A 21,070-nucleotide genomic window follows, 5' to 3' on the forward strand; every position below is an offset into this window, starting at 1 on the left:
TGCACAAACGATCATGGACGACCAGCCTCTACCCTATTTTTTCCCCGAAGCGTTACGGGTGATCAAGCGTTTGAACGAGCGTGAGCGACAGCGCGGCATTACCGAAAAGGATCGGGAATTCCTGCGCAACCTGTTTTTTGTCGATGCCGATGCACGCAAGGCGCAAACCCCGCCAATGATTGCCGAACGGTTGTTGATCAACTTGCCGGGGCACGAGCCGGTCGAATTGGCCGGCGCCTTCATGATGAGTTCCGAAGACGCCTACACCCCTGTGTTTTTCTACGGCCCGCAAACCGGGCTGGAGAAGTTCAGTGATGCCAGGCAACTGCTAGACACCCTGGAAAAACGCCTGCTGGACGATGCACAACGGGGCGAACTCCTGCACTTCCTGGCCCTGGACGCTCGCATAGGCCTGGACTTCAAGCCCGGCGCCAGCCTCACCCGGCAGTTGATCACGGGCAACGTATTTGATGAACAGCGAGCCTGTATCGAACGTGGCCAGAACCGCACCGTGCAGACCCTGCTCAATGAACTGAGCAAGCTGCCATTGGTGGCAACCCTGCTCGACCAGTTGTTGGCCAGCACCTTGCGCAAGCCATTCCCGAGCGTGGACCAGCGCAAGACCCATATGTTTTTTTACGCGCAGGTTTCATCATCCACCGACCAGGAAAAATGGGTAAATGCCCTGTTGTTGCGTGATGCCCTACTGCTGTTCCACCGCCAGCATGCCTGGCCCGTGGGGCTGCGCCGGGTCTACACCAACCCCGAGATATTGTCGGCCTCAGGCACCAGCCCCCAGGCGCACGACCTCAGCCAATGGGACGACGGCATCCGGCAAGCGTCCGATCAACTGCGCCTGTATCTGAACAACTCACTGCTCACTTACTGGAACACCGATGTTTACGCCGGGTGGTCCAGGCGCGAATACTTTGCCCAGGCCATGAGCGATAAATCCAGGGTCGACTTACTGCTCAAGCGTCAGCAGGAGATCTTCACTCCCGAACAGTGGCAGCAACTGACCGCGCTCTACCAGCCCGTCGAACGCGAGCACAGGCCGTTGACTGAAAAAGTCCGCCTGTGGGAGCACACCTCTTACTATGTCGAGCTGGCCAGCACGCTTGTGGTCACTCATCCCGACGCCTACCTCTACACCCAGTCCAGAGGTTGGCAAGTGCTCAAGGACGAGCACGACTTGCAGGCCACGCTCAAGGCAATGGCCGTTGCGCAGGGGCATGAGGATGATTTCTTCGGTTTTTTGTCACTGGAAGAGCGGGCACGGTTTGTCGGGTTTGAAAACCCGCAGTTCAGCTCGGTGCCGTTCACTGGGCCGGTATTCAGCACCTTGTTGGAAACGGTCATCGGCAAACAGCAGCAGAACCTCGAATACTGCCTGGACCTGTACCGACGCAACCAGGGTACGGTCAACGCCTACGCCATGCTGGATTACGGCCTGGATATCCGCGCGATGCTCGACCACAGGTTACAGGCACTGGACGCCGAGGGACGCTGGAGCACTCATCCTTGCGCGCCGTCGGTGCCGGCGGAAAAGGCCCGCCTGACCCACCGGCGATTGCACAGCGTCAGCCATGCGCTGGACACCCTGATAGCGCAGGTTCCCAGCCTGGAGCGGGTCATCAGCGAGCAGTTGCATGCCACTTTCCCGGCCTCTGAGGTGGCCGCGCTCAACCCACAAGACCTTTTTATCAATCGCTATGCTGGCAATGCCGACGCCCAGGAGCGGCGCACGCCACAATCCAGCCAGAGCCTGTTGGTGCACTGTATCGCCCGCCTGCTGAACCAGGCACAGGCCATCCCTGACACTGCGCAATACGGGGTATATGGACCACGGACTCGCGGCCAGGCCACGAAAAAACCGGACCTGGACATTGTCCGCCTCAATAGTATGGTCACCCAGTGGCTAGCCGGTCTGAGCCGCCAGCCCGTCGCGCAAATCCCCCGTGCGGGCCTGGAGGCCTTGATCCCCAAGCTGGCGCACAGCATGTCCGTGGGAATTCTTGAGGAGGCACGGCTCAGAGGGCTGGACAAGACCCTTGATGAGCGCGATATCCAGATCCTGCAAACGATGCTCGATCCGGAAAACACAGTGCGCGGACAGGATCCTGTGTTGAAAGGCTTCACCCCACAAGCATTCACAGTGTCAGTGTTGCCCGCAGGCCAGACCAGCCTGCTGCGACTGACCAACTGTTTTGTGCTCACTGAGCGCGGCGGCCTCGATCATTACCACTCCGGGCATGCGCTGCTGTGGACGCCGGCGGCAGGCGTGGAAGCCTTCGCTTCGATCAGCGACTTGCGCGAGGTCTTGGCTCAACGGCTACGCAGCCCGACCCAGCGCCTGGGCCTGCTGGAAAACCTCTCGGCCTTGCAGCGCATCCCCCATCGACGTTATGAGTTGGGGCCGTTGCAGTTGATGACCAAGCCCGTATTGCAGCAATGCCAGCAATCCTGGATCGAGCATTACCTTGCCCAACGCCAACACACCCTGACGCTCAAGGCCCAAGCCTCGTCGCTGGTCCAGGCTCTGGGACAACTGCACGGCGAAGTCCCCGCCAATAACCTGCAGCGCGCGATGGACATCGCACGCCTGGCAGAGCTGCGGCACTCACTGCACAACCGGCTGGGCGCAGCGCCGCCCAGGGAGCAACGGCGCCAGGCCGAGATATTGGAGCAATATCGAATCCATACCTTGCACGGCCGGGACTATCTCTACGAGCTTGATTCTTTGCGTCAACATGTGGAGAACCGCCTGAACGACATGCTCGTCGATTACTCAACCTATGCCACGGGCGTCGAGATTGTGCCCAGGCTGGCGCTGGCAGGACGGCGCCAAAGCCTGCTGGATTTCGCCATGGGCCCCACCAGTGCGCAAGCGCCCGAATTTGACGTGGTGTCCCTGGCCACCGGCCTGACGCAAACCGTGGTGCGTCAGATGCTGACGCAATTGAATATCCAGAGCGACTATCACGCATACCTGAATCAAAAGCTGTCGGCGGGCGCAGACGGTGTCGTACAGCGCTTGCAGGATTTCAGCCAGCAGTTGCCCTGGCAACTGTTGCAACACGCCCATGCCCTCAAGTTGCAAGAGCGCCTGTCAGATGTGGGTTTCGAGCTACTGCAACAGGCATTCGACATGCCGGACGCGGTGGCCCGTGCGCTGGTGCCAGGCACCACGGCCCAGGTCAGGCCACTGGAATTGCTCGCCACCGCCGGCGCTTCGCTGGCCCCGGCCCTGGGGCTGTACCTCATCAGCGCCGGGCGCGAGGGGCCGCAGGTGTTGTACGCGCCCTATCACCCAACCTTGAGCTTGCGCGAGTTCGAAAGCGAGGCGCAGTTCGTGCAAGCCCTGATCACTCCAGGCGCCCTGCAAGGCTGGGTGCTCAGGCGGCTGGCCGCGCCCCAGGACGCCACCTATCGAAACCTGTTGGCCAGTTCCCAAGGCGCTACCTCGGAGATCACCCTGGGATTCAATCCGATCCAGGGCAACCTGCTGGGCCGTCTGTTCGACGATAACCGCCAGTTACTCCTCAATCTGCTGGGTGCCCAATTGATCCAGGGCGCCGAGGCCGAGTGGCAAACCCTCACCCAGGTGCTCGATGGCACTGCGGGCCGGATGCTCGGCTTGCTGCCCGGCAAGCTGGCACTGCCTTGGGCCATCTGGCAAAGCATTTCACTGTTCACTGAGTCCGCAGAGGCCTTGCAGGACCAGCACTGGGGCCAGGCCTTGCAGACGTTCATCAACGGGCTGGGACAAATGGCCGCGCTCGGCCAGGCCTTGCAGGACACCAAGGCTTTGATCTTCGACCCGGCGCAACAGCCCCCTGTCGCGCCGACGCAGCCCTCCGCCAATTGGTCGACACTGGACATCACCGCCCCGCAGCGCACCCTGCTGTCGCCCAGCGAAGTGCACGATGTGGCATTGACGGATATGACGCTCAATACATTCAACGGGACTTACCAGCGTAAAGGCGTGCCGTACATTGCGCTGGCGGGCAAGGTCTACCGGGTAGAGAGCCTCGGTACGTTCTGGCGGATCAAGACGGCCGCTAACCATGGCCCGTTTGTCTATCGCGACAGCGCGGGCCAATGGCGCCTCGACACCCGGCAAAAGATCGCGCGCTATGGCCAGGCCTTGGGCCGCCTGCAGGACCGGGCAGATGTCAGCGCCTCAGCCCGTTCCACCATGAATATCGAGGCGATCGGCATGAAGGCGATTCGCCGGTTGTATCCCCAGCGGGCCAGGATGATCGTGGAGGCCATGGACCTGGCAACGTTTTATGTGCAGAACTGCAAGCTGAACCTGGCGTTACTGGCGCCAGGCATCGCGCCGGTGACCCGTATACATCGCTTCGTCAATAGCTTCTTCGGGATCGATATCAACCCGGACCAGGGGCCTCAAGAGATTGCTCCAGCCCTGGTGCAAAAGCTGCATCGCGTCGTCGACCAGATTCTCGCCGGCCTGCTGGACCCCAGCCTGTATGCACACGATTCGAAACGATTCGTGGTGGGGTCTCATCGAATCGACCCACAGAACAACTGGGGTTTTACCATCGACAATGATCCGGACCGGCGGATCTTTTTGACTGAGCACTTTTTTGCCCCGCCCTTCAGCGACTACGACAATCGCCTGATCGACTACTTCGACCGGGAGGCCCATGCGCGGGCCACGCTGTTGATTCACGAGTTGAGCCATCTGGTGGCCACGACAGCAGATGCAGCGTACCTGGACTCGGTGATGCCGTTTTCCGATCTGATCGAGACACTGACCCAGGTCGGGCGCGAGCTGGCCGCTTACCAGAAGAACCGGCAAACCACGAGTTACTCGCGCAAGACACCCGTCAGCCAATTGTTCAAGTACGTGGACGTCGCGGGCAACGTCTGGAGAGACTTCGGCTCGACACCTGAAACCGAATACATCAGGGATCAGATCCTGCGTACCACCGGCGGTGTGGACCTGAGTGATGCGAGGGGGATATTCATGACCAATCTCGGCAAGCGAGTCGACACTATCCTGGATAATGCCGACTCGGCGGCGTTCCTGATCAGTAACCTGGGACGCCAATTGGACCCGGTGCCTTTCGATCGAAAGGCGTCCGCGCACTGATCGGTTTGCGATCAGTCTTTCTGGTCGCGTGTCACATTGCCCGAGGCGCCATCGACACGGAACTCATAGACGCTGCCGTCAGCTTTGCGCCCCTTGCCTTCCCAATAACCGTCGTTATCGGCTTCGATACTGTAGACCTCGATGTAGCCGGCCTTGGTCTTGGCAGTCTCGATGGCTTTTTCGATGGTGATCCAGCCTGCGCCTGGCTTATCGGCCAAGGCGGCGCCAGCGCCGAGCAAGGTGGCTGTGGCAAGCATGGCAGTGAGGGTTTTCTTCAGCATTTTCTTACTCCGTTATAGAGAATGACTTACAGATCCAGATTTTTAGGGTGTTTGCAGGCCCAATTAGTTCCACATTGATGCTCATTCGCCATGATGGCTGTTCTCGGCACCCTACCGGGAAGGTTAGAATGTACGAAATCAGGAAGCACCAATGACCCAACAGCCTTTTTCAGAAGCCGAATATGATGCCGTCACCGATGCCGCCGCGCATTGGTGCATGCGCCTGCACGCTTTTGATTGCACAGAGGCCGAGCGGCAAGCTTTCGAACAGTGGCACGATGCGCATCCCCTGCATGCCTTCGAATATGCCGCCATGCTGGAAATCTGGGATGTGGCCGACCATTTGCCACGCACAGGCCAGCCGTCTCCACCCGTTGCACTGGCGCCGCCGCCCAGCCGCTGGCGCAACTACGCCGTAGCTGCGGCCATCTCGTTGGTGGCCCTGCCCCTGGCCGCCTTCACTGGCTGGGAAGCGGGTTGGCTGCCCAGTTCCTATGAACATTACGATGCCGAAGACGGCCTGCGCCAAGTGACGCTGGCCGATGGCAGTGTGGTGGAGCTGAACCTGGGTACCGAACTGGTCTACAGCAACTATAAAAACGAACGCCGGGCCACCCTGAAAAAGGGTGAAGCGTTCTTCAAGATCAGCCATGACCGCCAACACCCGTTTGTGGTGCGCGCCGGCGCCGGGCAGATCCGTGTGACAGGCACCCAGTTCAACGTCTGGAAGTATGACGATCAGGTGCGGGTCATGCTGCTCGAAGGCTCGGTGAAGATCACCAGCGATGCCAGCCACAGCGGGCTGAACCTGACGCCCGGGATGCAAGCCAGTTACAACCGCGGTGACGCGCAGCCACAGCTCCAGGCGTTCTCTCCCCATGATCCGGCACTGGCCTGGCGCACGGGCAAGTTGATCCTCGACAACCTGGCACTGGCGGATGCCTTGCCCCTGATCAACCGCTACCTCAGCAAACCGGTGATGCTGGCCGATACCGGTACCGGCAATATCCGTATTGGCGGGATCTACGATATCCATGAAGTCACCCATCTGGTGTCCTCCCTGCCCAAGGTGCTGCCGGTCTATCTGACCCAGAACCAGGATGGCAACACCGTGCTCAACTCCATACCGCGCAAAGCACCGAAGATCTGAGCAGCACGCTCTGCCCAGGGTGTTGCTCGCGCCGCTGTGTCCACTTCTGAAACACTCAACGCCGCGCAACCGCCCTGTGGCTGCGGATTCATCGGTTCGTCATCGATAGTGTTGCTTTGCTGAAACACCCCCTTCCCCCTGCAAGGCGCTGGTCATCCGCCGGCATCCTGTTTCATACCTGATACACCCCACGCCACCTCCACCCCGCCATAAATCCCAAGCCATTGAAAAGCTGGAACATATAAAAAGCGGCACAGCTTCTGCTCTATTCCTTACAGCGCTGTTTAGGGTCAGCGTCACAAAACAAGGAATGATGCCGTGGCAACTCTCAATCAAGGCTCCATAGGCCTGCTGCTGATCAGCTGTGTACTCAGCGCCAGCGTGAGCCTGCCCGCCTGCGCCGAGGACGGGATCATCGTGACGGGGCGTAATGTGCAAGGGTTTATGGTCGGCCGGCCCGCCTTTGGCAAAGACCCGTACCCATCCACCGCCAACGCCAACCCCAGCCAACAGATCCTGCGCGCTACCGGCGGCGAACTCAGCGACAACGATTTTGCGGGGGTCAGCAGCGGCTCGAGCATCACCCGCGCCATCCTGCCTAACGGCGACCTTCCCGGCTTGAGCAATACCCTGGGCAGCAACTCCGCTGGCCTGGGCGCCGGTGCGGCGGCCGGACATGCCAGCGGCAACACGCTGGGCGGGCAGATCAGCGGCTCGATCGAGCGCGGCCTGGCGCCGTTGAACAATATCGGCGCGATGATGGGGGTCCAGCAATGAACCGTTCGTGGCTGTTCCTCACCGTAATCGGCTGTTCGGCGGCCATGGCCGATAGCAGCAACCAGGCGCTGATCGACAACGCCGGCAAGCAATACACCGGTGTGCTGTCAGTCAACCAGGCCGCCGGCAATCAACAACAGCAGATCAACAGCCGCGCGATCAGCCTCAGTGGCCAGGCCAGCGACGCGCTTATCCAGAAACTCGACGGTAAGGTTGATCCCGCCCTTAACGCCAGCGCGGCGATCCAGGGCAACTCATTCAGCAATGGCAACGGCATCCTGGGTGTCAACCAGTCGGCCGGGGCCAACAACCAGATGATCAATGCGGTGCGGATCAGCACGGGTCCGCAGAGCATCGATGACAGCGTCCTGTCGCAACAGAACATGACGCTGTTACCAGACTCACGATCCCCCTCTACCACTGGCAGCCGCCAGGTCGTTACCAGCGACCAGGCCTTCACCGGCAGCCGTGGAGTGGTACAGGTGAATCAGAGTGCAGGGGTGGGGAACCGGATGGCTAACACCCTCGGTGTGACTATCAAGTAACAGCTTGATAGGTGTTTGTTAGACCGTACCAACACTTAACCAACTAATAGAAGCAAGGAGATACACCATGAAACCTACAATGGCTCTCAAACCACTGGTTTTCGCTCTGGCTGCGCTCATGGCTGTTGCTGCACAGGCAAGTCCTGCCGAAAAATGGAAACCAACCCCAGTTCCAAGCGGCACCGTGGCTGCCGTTGTGACTGACACGCAAGTGAGCAAGGACAACAAGTTCGACGATACCAAGACCCTCAATAATGCAGGGGCCAACGGCTCGCTGAACAACAGCAAAGGCAATCTGGGCGCCAACATCGCAGCCGGTGGCGGCCACCAGCAAGACAACGCTGCGGCCATTACCAGCAGCGCTGGCAAAGACATCGCCACCGTGTTCGCCGTGGCCGATATCTATCAAGAAAGCAAAGACAACAAGTTCACCAACAAAGGCACGCAAAACAATGCCTCGTTGAATAACTCAGCCAACAACAGCTCCGGTAACGTGGGCGTGAACGTGGCGGCCGGTCAAGGCAACCAGCAGAAAAACAACCTGGCAATCGTGACAGCTGACGGCAAAAACGTCGCGTCTGCCTCGAACACCGAACAAGTGTCCCTGGATAACCACTTCCTCAACGAAGCGTCCTCCAAACACAGCTACCAACCTCAGTACGTGGTCAACAACGCTGGCCTGCTCAACTCCGCCAACAACGCGTCCGGCAACATCGGCGTGAACGTGGCGTCAGGTGCTGGCAACCAACAAAGCAACACCCTCACCCTGGGCAGCGGCTGCACCGCCTGCGCATCGGGCTCTGGCAGCAAACTGGCGTTCTGATGCAACGGGGCCTTGGCAACAAGGCCCTTTTTATTTCCAGTGTCCACCAGGTCATGATCATGCGCCTCGCGACCCTCTGCCTCTTGTTTTTACTCACCGGCCCGTCCTGGGCAGGACAAATGGCGATTTCCGCCATGCCCGGCGGTGCAGTGATCTTCAAGAAGGTCGAGAGCATCCGGGAACGCCGGTTCGCCAACCTGGTGGAACAGAAAACCGATTTCAGTTGCGGTGCCGCGGCACTCGCCACCATCCTGCGCCAGGCCTATTGGTTGGACGTCGATGAAGCACACATCATCAAGGGCATGCTGATCAACGCTGACCAGGATCTGGTGCGCACCCAGGGCTTTTCCATGCTGGACATGAAGCGCTACCTGGAAAGCATCGGCATGCGGGCCAGGGGCTACAAAATCGGCCCCGACACCCTGCTGACGGTAAAGATTCCGGTAGTGGTGCTGTTGGAGATCCGTGGCTACAAGCACTTCGTGGTGATGCAGCGGGCCGAAAAAGACTGGGTCTATATCGGCGATCCGGTCCTGGGCAACAAGCGCTATTCGCGGGATGACTTCGTCGCAGGCTGGAATGGCATCGTGTTCGCCGTATTGGGTGAAGGCTATGACAAGACCAACGCCCTGCTTGATCCCCCTACGCCGTTGACCGCCAAGACCAAAATGAACGAGTTCCGGCCCGTGGGCGACGCCGAGCTGATGGACTTCGGTTTCATCCAGAGCGACTTCTTCTAGAAGCGCCATAAGGGGAAGGACGCCCCAGGAGCAGATGATGAACACTTCCCGTTGGCTCACGGCCCTGTGCCTGGCAGCCTCGATGCCTGCTTATGCGTCCTCGGCGTTCAAGCCCATTGAAATGAACGACGCGGAACTGGCTGAACTGCGCGGCCGCTTCGTGATGCCGGGGCGCATTATCAGTTTCGGCATTGTCATGAGCACCACCTGGACCAATGCTGCGGGCGACACCAGTACGGTGAGCGCCAACATGCATATCGACTCAGCCACGATCACTCCGCAATTCTATGTGCAATCCAGCGGGTCGGTGGGTAACGGCACCCAGCGCGACCCGGGCACCGGCACCGTGGTCGGTGGCGCCGGGCTGGGCAGCGGCCAGGGTGTGACCCAGACCGTACGTGCCGCCGGCGATGGCAACACGGCGTACAACAACGTCGGGATCAATGTCAGTGAAAACGGCCTGTCACCGGCCAACGTGGCGCAATCAGGGCAGGCGTTGATGGCGGGCGGCTCTTTTACAACAGACAGTGCAGCCGGCCGGGTCAGTGTGTCCGCCAACAATGGCGGCGTGCAGATGGCCATCGCGGCCCACAACAACCAGGGCAACGCGCTGCAGCAGATCGGCGGCGGCAACGTGCTGCAAGGCACGGTGTTGCAAGGCAACAGCAACTTCGTCAACAACATGACCCAGCTCAATGTCGCGCTTGGCAGCAATGGCCTGAGCGCCGGGGCTCTGAACTGCAATCTGGATCAACTCAAGGGCCTACGCACACTCGGTTATTGAACTACGCTGACCCTCGACACTTACGCATTAGAAAAGGACGGCTTACTTCATGCACCGATCGTTATCACTACGTGCCGTTGTCTGTTTAAGTACGCTCTTGCCCGCGAGTATGTTGTACGCAGCGCCAGACGCGGATATCGAAACCCTCAAACAAGAACTGCTGGAGCTCAAGCAGCGCTACGAAGTCCAACAAAAAGCCCTGGCAGTCCTCGAACAACGGGTACGCCAGGTGGAAGACCAGCCTGCTGTACCGGCACCCAAGCGCCTGGCCAAGTCGCCAGCAGACTTCAAGCAAAGTGGCAGCACGGTGGCGGCCAGTGGCGGTACGGGGGGTGCCACGGGCGGCAGCTCCTACGGGCAATCACTCAAGGATGATTCGGCGCCGGCGCAAAGTGTCAGTAACTTGTATAACGAAGCCAGCGGCTTCTTCGGCAACGGCAAGTTCAGTTTTGAAACCGGCATTACTTACGCGCGTTACGACGCCCGCCAGTTGACCCTCAATGGTTTCCTCGCACTGGATTCGATCTTTCTCGGCAATATCAACCTCGACCGGATCAAGGCCGATAACTGGACCCTGGACTTGACCGGCCGCTACAACCTCGACAACCGTTGGCAGTTTGATGTGAACGTCCCGGTGGTGTACCGCGAGTCCACCTATCAATCGGGCGGCGCCAGCGGCGGCGACCCGCAGGCCACTTCCGAAGAGTCCGTGAGCCGGGACCCGACCATCGGCGACGTCAACTTCGGGATCGCCTACAAGTTCCTCGACGAGTCGCCAACCATGCCCGATGCCGTGGTATCGGTGCGGGTCAAGGCGCCAACCGGCAAGGAGCCGTTCGGGATCAAGTTGGTGCGTTCTACCGCCAACGACAACCTGTACGTGCCGGAGAACCTGCCCACCGGCAACGGTGTGTGGTCGATCACCCCAGGGATTTCCTTGGTCAAGACCTTCGATCCGGCTGTGCTGTTTGGTTCGGTGTCCTACACCCACAACCTCGAAGACTCATTTGATGACATCAGCAGCGACGTCAACCAGAAGGTCGGGGGTAAGGTCCGCCTGGGCGACAGCTTCCAGTTCGGCGTGGGTGTGGCATTTGCCTTGAACGAGCGCATGAGTATGTCGTTCTCGGTGTCCGACCTGATCCAGCGCAAGAGCAAGCTCAAGCCTGATGGGGGGGACTGGCAGTCGATTGTTTCAAGTGATGCCAACGCAGGCTATTTCAACGTCGGCATGACCATCGCCGCCAGTGAGAACCTGACCATCGTGCCCAACCTGGCCATTGGTATGACCGATGACGCACCGGACTTTACCTTCAGCCTGAAATTCCCGTACTACTTCTAAAACCGCCGCTCCTACAAAGTAGAAAAGGAAAAGCCCCGTCGCGATAAGGGTCGCGACGGGGCTTTTTTACCCGCCCTAGCGGATCTGGTGTTTGTGCAGCAACCGGTAGAACGTCGGCCGGGAAACCCCCAGCACACGGGCGGCGACACTCAGGTTGTCACTGTGCCGGTTCAACACATCACACAGCGCCTGGCGTTCAGCGCGGTGCTTGTAATCTTCCAGTGTGGCCATGGGCAACACAATTGCCTGCTGGCTTTGCAAACCCAGGTCGGCCGCTTCGATTTGCCGCCCTTCGGCCAGTACCAGGCCACGCCGCACTCGGTTGGCCAACTCACGCACATTGCCCGGCCAACCATGCTTGCCCATGGCGATCAGGGCGTCTTCGCTGAAGCTGCGTGGGCGGCGCCCGGTTTCCTGGCTGTAGAACCTGGAGAAATGGTTGGCCAGCATGCCGACATCGCCATGCCGCTCACGTAAAGGCGCCGTGACCACTTGCAGGACATTGAGCCGGTAGTACAAGTCCTCGCGAAAAGTCCCCCTCTCGATGGCGGCTTCAAGGTCGACGTGAGTCGCGGCCAGCACCCGCACATCTACCGGGATCGGTTGGCTCCCCCCTACGCGCTCAATGTGTTTTTCCTGGAGAAAGCGCAACAGGTTGGCCTGCAACTCCATGGGCAGGTCGCCGATTTCATCGAGGAACAAGGTGCCGCCGTTGGCTGCTTCGATACGCCCGATCTTGCGTTGATGGGCGCCGGTGAATGCGCCCTTTTCATGGCCAAACAGTTCGGATTGGATCAAGTGCTCTGGGATCGCGCCACAATTGATCGCCACAAACGGCTTGGCGTGGCGCTGGGATTGGCGGTGCAAGGTCTTGGCCACCAGTTCCTTGCCGGTGCCGCTGTCGCCACGGATCAGAATCGGCGATTCGGTGGGGGCCAGCTTGGCCAATAGTTTGCGCAGCTCCCGGATTGGCCGGCTGTCGCCCAACAATTCATGTTCCAGTTCATTCACATGAGCGGCGCCTTTACCCCGCAGGCGTGCCATGCCAAAGGCACGGCCCAGGGTCACTTGGACCCGTGACACATCGAAAGGCAAGGTGTGGAAGTCAAAAAACCATTCGCAGACAAAGTCGCCGACGTTCTGCAGGCGCAGCATTTCTGGGCTGAGCACGGCGATCCATTCGGTACCGCTGCGGCTGATCAGCTCCTTGACCGCCTCGGGTTGCTCCAAGTGCATGGGCTTGAGCCGCAACAACCCCACATCACAGGTACGATCCCCCAATGCATCCAGGGCGCAACTGTCTACATCCCAGCCAGCCGCCCGCAAACCAGGCAATAACTGGTGGCAGTCGTCACAGGGATCGACCACGAGCAAGCGACGCAGGGCTGGTGTAACAACCATGACTATTCCTTGGCGTCAAAATCATTAAAGTTATTTAGAAACAATAGTTTGGGTAGGCTGCTCATAACCCTAGCAAGATCTTGACGCTAGCCTTGTATCGTTTCGCGATAAAACCATCACCGATACAGCGTTTAGCGATCAGGCCCTCGGCGAGCGCTACTTCAATCTTTCATTCACCTTTCAAAATCGCGCCTTACATGACGTTAATCACGAAAAGTTGAATTTTCTTGTTCTAACATGTGACCCGTACCCCGTCATCGTGCATCAGTACAGGTACTAGCCGAACGGTAAGCCCAACCGACGGCACATCTTCTGATTGGGCACTTAGAGAGAAGACCCCATGAACGCCCCGCTCCGTATCAACGAAGCTCTTTTGATCGCAGACCGTGCTTTCCAACCCTTTCACTGCGTGGCCTGGGCCCCACAAGACGGCACTGGCGAACTGAGCCTGACCGTGATCGACCGCACCGAGAACCGCATCGGGCGCAAACAGATTCCGTGCAGCACTTATTCCGATCCAAAACAATTGGAAACCCTGCTGCTACAAGCCCGCGCCGAACTCAATGGCGAAGGTTATCAACTACAGTCCTGGGCAATGCCCAAGTAAGTTAAGGCAGCCACTGCGACATGCCGTCGCTTCTTATATTGGCTGCAACTTGTTAAGACTATTAAACCCGTGGCGCGTGAGTTCGACTCCCGCCACGGGTTTTGCGTGCCTGACATTTAAGTATCTCCCTTCTTTATATGGCTGCCATGCCATGACCGCTTGATCTTCCTGCGAGCATCGGGCACTTTGCGCGCTTCTCGCCCCCAGGAGCACCCCATGTCCGGTTCAATGGCCCAGGCCTTCGCCCATAACTTCCTGGGGCACTCGCCCCGTTGGTACAAGGCCAGCATCCTCGCTTTCCTCATCATCAACCCACTGGTGCTCTGGGCTTTTGGCCCGGTTGCGGCTGGCTGGCTGCTGGTGGCCGAGTTCATTTTCACCCTGGCCATGGCGCTGCACTGTTATCCGTTGATGCCCGGCGGGCTGTTGATGGTCGAGGCGCTGTTACTGCGCATGACCACACCCCAGGCGCTATACGACGAACTGCTGCATAACTTCCCGGTGATCCTGCTGCTGATGTTTATGGTGGCCGGCATTTACTTTATGAAGGATTTGCTGCTGTTCCTGTTTTCGCGCCTGCTGCTGGGCGTGCGCTCAAAAGCGCTGCTGGGGCTGATGTTCTGCTTTTTGTCGGCCTTTCTTTCAGCCTTTCTTGATGCCTTGACGGTCACTGCGGTCATTATCAGTGCGGCCGTGGGCTTCTATTCGGTGTATCACCGCGTAGCCTCAGGCAATGATCCACGCCAGGACAGCGAGTACAGCGACGACCGCCACCTGCCCACCTTGCACCACGCCGACCTTGAGCAATTTCGCGCTTTCCTGCGCAGCCTGTTGATGCACGGCGCCGTCGGCACCGCCCTGGGTGGCGTCTGCACGCTAGTGGGGGAACCCCAGAACCTGTTGATCGGCCATGAGATGGGCTGGAATTTCACTGAGTTCTTCCAACGAATTGCCCCGGTATCGCTGCCGGTGCTGGTCGCCGGCCTGATGACCTGCGTGCTGCTGGAAAAGCTGCGCTGGTTTGGCTACGGCACCCTGCTGCCGGACAACGTGCGCCAAGTGCTGGCCAACTACGCCCGTGAAGACAACGCCGAACGCACCCCGCGCCAACGTGCGGCGCTGATTGTCCAAGGCCTGGCAGCGCTGATCCTGATCGCCGGCCTGGCGTTTCATATCGCCGAAGTGGGCCTGGTCGGTTTGCTGGTGATCGTACTGATTACTGCCTTTACCGGGATTACCGAAGAACACCGCATCGGCAATGCCTTCAAGGACGCCCTGCCCTTTACCGCGTTACTGGTGGTGTTTTTCGCCGTGGTCGCGGTGATTCATGATCAACAGCTGTTCACCCCATTGATCCAATGGGTGCTGGCACTGCCCGCCGAACAACAGCCGGGCATGCTGTTTATTGCCAACGGCCTGTTATCCGCCATCAGCGATAACGTGTTTGTGGCGACGATCTACATCACCGAGGTCAAGCAGGCGTTTGTGTCCGGCCATATGAGCCGCGAGCATTTCGAGACCCTGGCCATTGCGATCAATACCGGCACCAACCTGCCCAGCGTAGCGACGCCCAACGGCCAGGCAGCTTTCCTGTTTTTGCTGACCTCTGCGATTGCGCCGCTGATCCGCCTGTCCTACGGGCGGATGGTGTGGATGGCGCTACCGTACACCGTGGTGATGGGCGTGCTGGGCTGGTACGCGGTCAGCTATTGGCTGTGAAGGATAAACCGTTCAATAGCCTGGGCTGCGCCGTCCTCGAGATTGCTGCCGGTGACCACATCGGCCTGGCGCTTGACGACCTCTTCGGCCTGTCCCATGGCAATCGATAACCCGGCCACCTGAAACATCGCCGGGTCATTGCCGCCGTCGCCGATGGCCGCTGTCTGCTCCAGCGCCACGCCCAGATGAGCGGCCAGGGTTTTCAGGGCATCCCCCTTGTTGGCCTGCATGGCCGTGATATCGAGGTACACCGGTTGCGAACGCGATACCTGGGCCAGGCCTGCAACCTTGGGCTGCAACTGCGCCTCCAGGTCAATCAACAACTGGGCGTTGGCGCTGGCGGCGACGATCTTGTCGATCCGCCCCAGGACCGGCTCGAAACTCTCCACCACCACTGGCGCATATCCCAGGCCCTGCTGCTCCCGAGGCACCATCGGGCCGGTAGGGTCGCGTAGCAGCCAGTCGCCTTCGGCAAACACCCAGACCTCCACCTCTGGCTGCTCGCACAGCAGCGCCAGGGTGATCAGCGCCGCTTCAGCCGGCAAATGGTGGGCAACCAGGATGCTGCCATCCGGGTTGACCAGGGTGCCACCATTGAACCCCGCGGTGGGCACGTCGACGCCCAGCGCTTCGATCTGCTGCAACATGGCCCTGGGCGGCCGCCCGGTGGCGAGGCTGAAAAACACCCCGGCCTCGCGCAGCGCCCTTACGGCTTCGATGGTGCGTTGGCTCAGGCTGTGATCGGGCAACAACAAAGTGCCGTCCATATCACTCAGCAAAAAACGGATGGGTTGAATCGCGTCTGCACTCATCCGAGGCTATGCCAAGCGCGGCCATCACGGGCCAGCAACGCATCTGCCGCCGCCGGGCCATCTTCGCCAGCCTTGTAGGCCTGGATCCCGTCGTCTTCTTTCCATGCATCGAGAAACGGCTGTACCGCACGCCAGCCGTTTTCGATGTTGTCCGCGCGCTGGAACAGCGTCTGGTCACCGGTCAGGCAGTCGTAGATCAGGGTTTCGTAGCCGGTGGACGGCTGCATCTCGAAGAAGTCCTTGTAGGCAAAGCCCAGTTGGATGTTGGCCATGTCCAGGGTCGGCCCGGGCTTTTTCGCCAGCAGGTCGAACCACATGCCTTCATTGGGCTGGATCTGGATCTTCAGGTACGTCGGCTTGAGCTCGTCGACTTCGGTGTCGCGGAACTGCGCATACGGCGCCGGCTTGAAGCAGATGACAATCTCGGTGTCGCGCACGCTCATGCGCTTGCCGGTGCGCAGGTAGAACGGCACGCCAACCCAACGCCAGTTATCGATCATCACCTTCAGCGCCACGAAGGTCTCGGTGCTGCTGTCCGGGGCCACATTGGCCTCCTGCCGATAGCCCGGCAGCGCCTTGCCACCGATCTCGCCGGCGGTGTATTGGCCGCGCACCGAGTTGGCCCGCGCATCTTCCAGCGACCAGGGGCGCACAGCGCCAATCACCTTGGCCTTCTCCCCACGTACCGCGTCGGCGCCAAACGCCGCCGGCGGTTCCATGGCAATCATCGCCAGCAGCTGGAACAGGTGGTTGGGCACCATATCGCGCAGGGTGCCCGTGTTTTCGAAGAAACTGCCCCGGGTTTCGACCCCGACGGTTTCCGCAGCGGTAATCTGCACGTGGTCAATGTAGTGGTTGTTCCAGAACGCTTCGAACAGCACGTTGGAGAAACGACTGATCAGGATGTTCTGTACCGTTTCCTTGCCCAGGTAATGGTCGATGCGGTAGATCTGCTTTTCGCTCATGACCTTGAGCAGGCAGGCGTTCAACGCCTCGGCGGTGGCCAGGTCGGAGCCGAACGGCTTTTCGATCACCACGCGGCGGAAAGCCTCGGGGCTCTCCTCCAGCAGGTTGGCCCGGCCCAGGCGCTGCACCACTTCACTGAAGAAGCGCGGCGCGGTGGCCAGGTAGAACACCGCGTTGCCAGTGCCGCTGTCAGCGATTTTGCTGGCGATGTCGGCATAGGTGCCATCATCGAGGAAATCGCCCTGGACGTAGCTGATGCCCTTGGCCAACTGGGCCCACAACTGTGGGTCCAGTGCATGTTCGGCATTGCCCTTGACCTTGCTCGCGGCTTCGGTGCGGATGAAGTCTTCGAGTTTCTTGGCGAAGTCGACATCGCTGATAGCGTTGTGATCCACCCCGACAATCCGCAGGCCCTCACCCAGCAGACCATCGCGACTGAGGTTGTACAGCGCCGGCATGAGCAGGCGCTTGACCAGGTCGCCATGGGCGCCAAACAGGAACAAGGTAGTGGGTGGAGCGGGTTCGGCCTTGGGTTTCTTGCCGTTGGCCGTCATTTTTTGGAAGTCTCCACATGGCCACCGAAGCCGAAGCGCATAGCCGACAGCAGCTTGTCACCGTAAGTGCTTTGCTGGCGCGAGCGGAACCGGGCGAACAGCGAGTTGGACAGCACCGGGACCGGCACCGATTGCTCCATGGCCGCTTCGATGGTCCAGCGCCCTTCGCCGCTGTCGGCCACAGAACCGGAGTAACCGTCGAGCTTGGGGTCGGTCGCCAGGGCATCGGCGGTCAGGTCCAGCAGCCAGGAAGATACGACGCTGCCGCGACGCCAGACTTCGGCGATGTCGGCCACGTTCAGATCGAAGCGCTGTTCTGGCGGCAGGTTTTCCGAGTTCTTGGTCTTGAGGATGTCAAACCCTTCGGCAAACGCCTGCATCATCCCGTACTCGATGCCGTTGTGGATCATCTTCACAAAGTGCCCGGAACCGGCAGGGCCAGCATGGATGTAACCACGTTCGGCACGGTCATCGGTGGCGGTACGGTCCTTGGTCCGCGGGATATCGCCCAGGCCTGGCGCCAGGGTGGCGAAGATCGGGTCCAGGTGCTTGACGGTCTCGGCGTCGCCGCCAATCATCATGCAGTAGCCACGCTCCAGGCCCCAGACGCCACCGGAAGTGCCGACGTCGATGTAGTGCAGGCCTTTTTCCGCCAGAGCCTTGCCGCGACGCACGTCATCCTTATAGAAAGTGTTGCCGCCGTCGATGATCACATCGCCGGGCTCCATCAGTTGGCTCAGGTCGTTGATCGTGGTTTCGGTGGGTTCGCCCGCCGGCAGCATGACCCAGACAGCCCGCGGTTTTTGCAGGCCGGCGACCAGGGCGGCGAGATCGGCAACGCCAGTGGCGCCCTCTTCACTCAAGCCTTTGACGAATACTTCATTGCGGTCGTAGACCACGGTGGTATGCCCATTGAGCATCAAGCGGCGCGCAATATTCCCGCCCATGCGGCCTAGTCCGATAATCCCCAGTTGCATGTATTGATGCTCCCAACTACAAATAAAAAATGTGTGACACAGTTTATAGCGCAATGACGAATTAGTCCGGCGCCAATCGCACTAGTTTCATCACAAAAACAGGCCATCGTTTCACCATCACTGGCTGAAAAGTCACAGCGACCCCAAAAAATAAAAAAGTTCCCTTGAGCCAAAAAAGAAATCAGAATCGCCCCTGACTCCTGCCGAGGGCCTCGACTCAAGCCCCCTGGCACCGCGATACACCGGCTATTTGCGAGGTAAGCAATGCGCACTGCACAGATCACACGCCCGCCACAAACCCTTTACGTCACCGTCCGCCGCGACGAGTTGCGCCAGTTGAAAGACGAACGTGAACAGTTGCAGCAGGAAGTGATCCGCCTGCGTGCGCAATTGCAGGCCCAGCTCACGAATCAAGCCATCACCTGCTGACCTTTTGTAGGCGCCGACTTGCCGGCAAGCCGGTTCCTACAGGGGTCGCCGTCTCGGATCAAACTCACGAAGTTTTCACCCGCCCTTCCCGATAATCCTCCACCAGAACGCCGCCTCACCCATGGGCGGTGGCAATTATCGGGTTGGAGCGCTGCATGGCGATGTTCAAACGCAGCACAAAGTCTGCGACAGGGTTTGATTGGGCCGGCCTTGGCTGGATGTTCCTGTTTTTCTGGTATTTCTCGGGCATTACCCAACTGCTGATCCAATTGACCGGTACTTCCGGCTTCAGTGGTTTCCGCCAGGCGTTCTTCATGAGTGCACTGTGGTTGGCGCCGATGCTGCTGTTCCCGCGTCGCGCCAGGCTGCTGGCGGCGCTGATCGGCGTGGTGTTGTGGGCCTGCTCCATGGCCAGCCTGGGCTATTTCTTTATTTACCAGCAGGAATTTTCCCAGAGCGTCATCTTCATCATGTTCGAGTCGAACATCTCTGAAGCGGGCGAGTACGCAACCCAATATTTTGCCTGGTGGATCGTGCTGGCCTTTATTGCCCACACGGCCTTGGCCATCTTCCTCTGGACCCGCGTGCGCCCGGTCTATCTGCCGAAGGCACGGGCGATGGTTGCGGCCACCGCCATTGTGCTGGCGATTGTCGGTTATCCGCTGATCAAGCAGATCGCCACCAACGACACCCTGGAACGAGCCATCGATGGTTTCGAAACCCGTGTCGAACCTGCGGTGCCGTGGCAGATGATCGTCGCCTATCGTCGCTATACCCAGCAGTTGAACAACATGCAGGGCATGCTCGACAACGTCAGCAAGATCCCGCCCCTGAGCAACTTCAAAGACAGCATGGCCGGCCAGCCATCGACCCTGGTGCTGGTGATCGGCGAGTCCACCAACCGCCAGCGCATGAGCGTCTACGGCTACCCACGCAAGACCACCCCGGAACTGGACAAGCTGCGTGACCAACTGGACGTGTTCGACAACGTCATCACCCCGCGCCCCTACACCATCGAGGCGCTGCAACAGGTGTTGACCTTTGCCGACGAAGATCACCCGGACCTGTACCTCAAGACCCCATCGATCGTCAGCATGATGAAACAGGCCGGCTACAAGACCTTCTGGATCACCAACCAGCAGACCATGACCAAGCGCAACACCATGCTCACCACGTTCTCGGAACAGGCCGACGAGCAGGTATACCTCAATAACAACCGCAACCAGAACGCCCGCCAATACGATGGCGACGTGCTGGAACCGTTCTCCAAGGCCCTCGCCGACAAGGCTGAGCGCAAGCTAATCGTGGTGCACCTACTGGGTACCCACATGAGCTATCAGTACCGCTACCCGCCGAGCTTCGACACCTTTACCGACCGCCAGGGCGTCCCGGATGGCGTGCGCGACGACCAGTTGCCGACCTACAACAGCTACGACAACGCGGTGCGCTACAACGACTTCGTGGTGTCGAGCCTGATCAAGGACTACGCCAAGACCGATCCCAACGGTTTCCTGCTGTACCTCTCCGACCACGGCGAGGATGTGTTCGACTCGGCGGGCCACGACACCCTGGGCCGCAACGAGGGCAAGCCGACGGCGCCGATGTACACCATCCCTTTCATGACCTGGGCCTCGCCGAAATGGCGCGCCAGCCACGACTGGAATATGCGAGGCGATTTACAACGGCCGTACAGCAGCTCGCAGTTGATTCATACCTGGGCCGACCTTGCCGGCTTGAGCTTCGACGAACTGGACCGCAGCCGCAGCTTGGTCAGCGATAGCTTCACGCCACGCCCCTTGCTGATTGGCGATCCCTACCAGCGTTCGCAGAAGGCCTTGATCGACTTCAGCCTGATCAAGCCCAAGGTCAGCGCCGACCCCAGGAATGTAGTGCTGAAGTAAACGCCCCCGCCCCGTCCAAAGTTAACCGGGTGATTAACTTTGGACGTTCTTGACGTTAATTCTCATTTAATAAGCTTCCTACAGACTATTCCCATAAATCTGATCAGGGACGGTGCAGATACCGATCACTCTTAATGGGAATA

General features: G+C 59.6%; 17 protein-coding genes. 12 read left to right on the top strand and 5 right to left on the bottom strand.

Features of this window, described 5'->3' with window-relative positions; translation table 11 throughout:
* Nucleotides 1-13 precede the first annotated feature (13 nt).
* A complete protein-coding gene (locus C5F71_RS26840; RefSeq protein WP_158682909.1) occupies nt 14-5,119 on the top strand; it encodes a dermonecrotic toxin domain-containing protein in 5,106 nt (1,701 codons plus the stop codon).
* 11 nt (nt 5,120-5,130) lie between these two features.
* Here the strand turns inward: C5F71_RS26840 and C5F71_RS26845 are convergent, their stop codons facing one another.
* The gene (locus C5F71_RS26845) at nt 5,131-5,400 is read right to left on the bottom strand and encodes a PepSY domain-containing protein (protein ID WP_029291487.1); all 270 of its coding nucleotides are present in this window, start codon (nt 5,398-5,400) and stop codon (nt 5,131-5,133) included.
* Nucleotides 5,401-5,551: 151 nt separating this feature from the next.
* Here C5F71_RS26845 and C5F71_RS26850 point away from each other — a divergent pair, with 151 nt between their 5' ends.
* The 7 genes from C5F71_RS26850 (at nt 5,552) to C5F71_RS26880 (ending at nt 11,561) form a co-directional block, all read left to right on the top strand.
* A complete protein-coding gene (locus tag C5F71_RS26850) occupies nt 5,552-6,550 on the top strand; it encodes a FecR family protein (RefSeq protein ID WP_092236893.1) in 999 nt (332 codons plus the stop codon).
* 318 nt (nt 6,551-6,868) lie between these two features.
* Nucleotides 6,869-7,327 (top strand): hypothetical protein, encoded by a 459-nt coding sequence (locus C5F71_RS26855; protein ID WP_029291484.1) that lies wholly within the window; start codon nt 6,869-6,871, stop codon nt 7,325-7,327.
* Nucleotides 7,324-7,872 carry an adhesin gene (locus C5F71_RS26860; protein ID WP_104912436.1) on the top strand — a complete coding sequence of 183 codons (549 nt, stop codon included), beginning with the start codon at nt 7,324-7,326 and terminating at the stop codon, nt 7,870-7,872. The genes C5F71_RS26855 and C5F71_RS26860 overlap by 4 nt, the downstream gene beginning before the upstream one ends.
* 67 nt (nt 7,873-7,939) lie before the next feature.
* Entirely contained in the window at nt 7,940-8,695 is a 756-nt protein-coding gene (locus C5F71_RS26865; protein ID WP_104912437.1) for a hypothetical protein, read from the top strand.
* A 59-nt stretch (nt 8,696-8,754) separates the two neighbouring features.
* A complete protein-coding gene (locus C5F71_RS26870) occupies nt 8,755-9,435 on the top strand; it encodes a C39 family peptidase (RefSeq protein ID WP_029291480.1) in 681 nt (226 codons plus the stop codon).
* Nucleotides 9,436-9,472: 37 nt separating this feature from the next.
* Nucleotides 9,473-10,219 carry a hypothetical protein gene (locus C5F71_RS26875; RefSeq protein ID WP_029291478.1) on the top strand — a complete coding sequence of 249 codons (747 nt, stop codon included), beginning with the start codon at nt 9,473-9,475 and terminating at the stop codon, nt 10,217-10,219.
* A 49-nt stretch (nt 10,220-10,268) separates the two neighbouring features.
* Nucleotides 10,269-11,561, top strand: coding sequence for an autotransporter outer membrane beta-barrel domain-containing protein (locus C5F71_RS26880; protein ID WP_029291476.1), 1,293 nt, complete (start codon nt 10,269-10,271; stop codon nt 11,559-11,561).
* A gap of 75 nt (nt 11,562-11,636) precedes the next feature.
* Here the strand turns inward: C5F71_RS26880 and C5F71_RS26885 are convergent, their stop codons facing one another.
* Nucleotides 11,637-12,962, bottom strand: a complete 1,326-nt coding sequence (locus C5F71_RS26885; protein WP_092236905.1) for a sigma-54 dependent transcriptional regulator — start codon at nt 12,960-12,962, stop codon at nt 11,637-11,639.
* Nucleotides 12,963-13,302: 340 nt separating this feature from the next.
* Between C5F71_RS26885 and C5F71_RS26890 the strand changes: the two genes are divergently transcribed.
* On the top strand, nt 13,303-13,569 hold the full coding sequence (locus C5F71_RS26890; RefSeq protein WP_032861167.1) for a hypothetical protein: 267 nt from the start codon (nt 13,303-13,305) through the stop codon (nt 13,567-13,569).
* Nucleotides 13,570-13,785: 216 nt separating this feature from the next.
* Entirely contained in the window at nt 13,786-15,288 is a 1,503-nt protein-coding gene (gene nhaB / locus C5F71_RS26895; RefSeq protein WP_092236911.1) for a sodium/proton antiporter NhaB, read from the top strand.
* On the opposite strand, the gene C5F71_RS26900 is transcribed toward nhaB, so the two are convergent.
* The 3 genes from C5F71_RS26900 to gnd are packed head-to-tail and all read right to left on the bottom strand — an operon-like array spanning nt 15,276 to nt 18,597.
* Nucleotides 15,276-16,100 carry an HAD family hydrolase gene (locus C5F71_RS26900; RefSeq protein ID WP_104912438.1) on the bottom strand — a complete coding sequence of 275 codons (825 nt, stop codon included), beginning with the start codon at nt 16,098-16,100 and terminating at the stop codon, nt 15,276-15,278. The two genes, nhaB and C5F71_RS26900, sit on opposite strands and share 13 nt — an antisense overlap.
* Nucleotides 16,097-17,620 (bottom strand): glucose-6-phosphate dehydrogenase, encoded by a 1,524-nt coding sequence (gene zwf / locus C5F71_RS26905; protein WP_070995263.1) that lies wholly within the window; start codon nt 17,618-17,620, stop codon nt 16,097-16,099. The genes C5F71_RS26900 and zwf overlap by 4 nt, the downstream gene beginning before the upstream one ends.
* Nucleotides 17,617-18,597, bottom strand: a complete 981-nt coding sequence (gene gnd, locus C5F71_RS26910) for a phosphogluconate dehydrogenase (NAD(+)-dependent, decarboxylating) (protein WP_104912439.1) — start codon at nt 18,595-18,597, stop codon at nt 17,617-17,619. Before gnd ends, zwf begins: the two co-directional genes overlap by 4 nt.
* 279 nt (nt 18,598-18,876) lie before the next feature.
* Here gnd and C5F71_RS28995 point away from each other — a divergent pair, with 279 nt between their 5' ends.
* Both C5F71_RS28995 and C5F71_RS26915 read left to right on the top strand, forming a co-directional pair.
* Nucleotides 18,877-19,026, top strand: coding sequence for a DUF6026 family protein (locus C5F71_RS28995; protein WP_222936214.1), 150 nt, complete (start codon nt 18,877-18,879; stop codon nt 19,024-19,026).
* A 155-nt stretch (nt 19,027-19,181) separates the two neighbouring features.
* Nucleotides 19,182-20,927, top strand: coding sequence for a phosphoethanolamine transferase CptA (locus C5F71_RS26915; protein ID WP_104912440.1), 1,746 nt, complete (start codon nt 19,182-19,184; stop codon nt 20,925-20,927).
* Nucleotides 20,928-21,070 lie beyond the last annotated feature (143 nt).

Origin of the sequence: Pseudomonas sp. LG1D9 (assembly GCF_002949995.1) — a bacterium.
Classification (GTDB): domain Bacteria; phylum Pseudomonadota; class Gammaproteobacteria; order Pseudomonadales; family Pseudomonadaceae; genus Aquipseudomonas; species Aquipseudomonas proteolytica.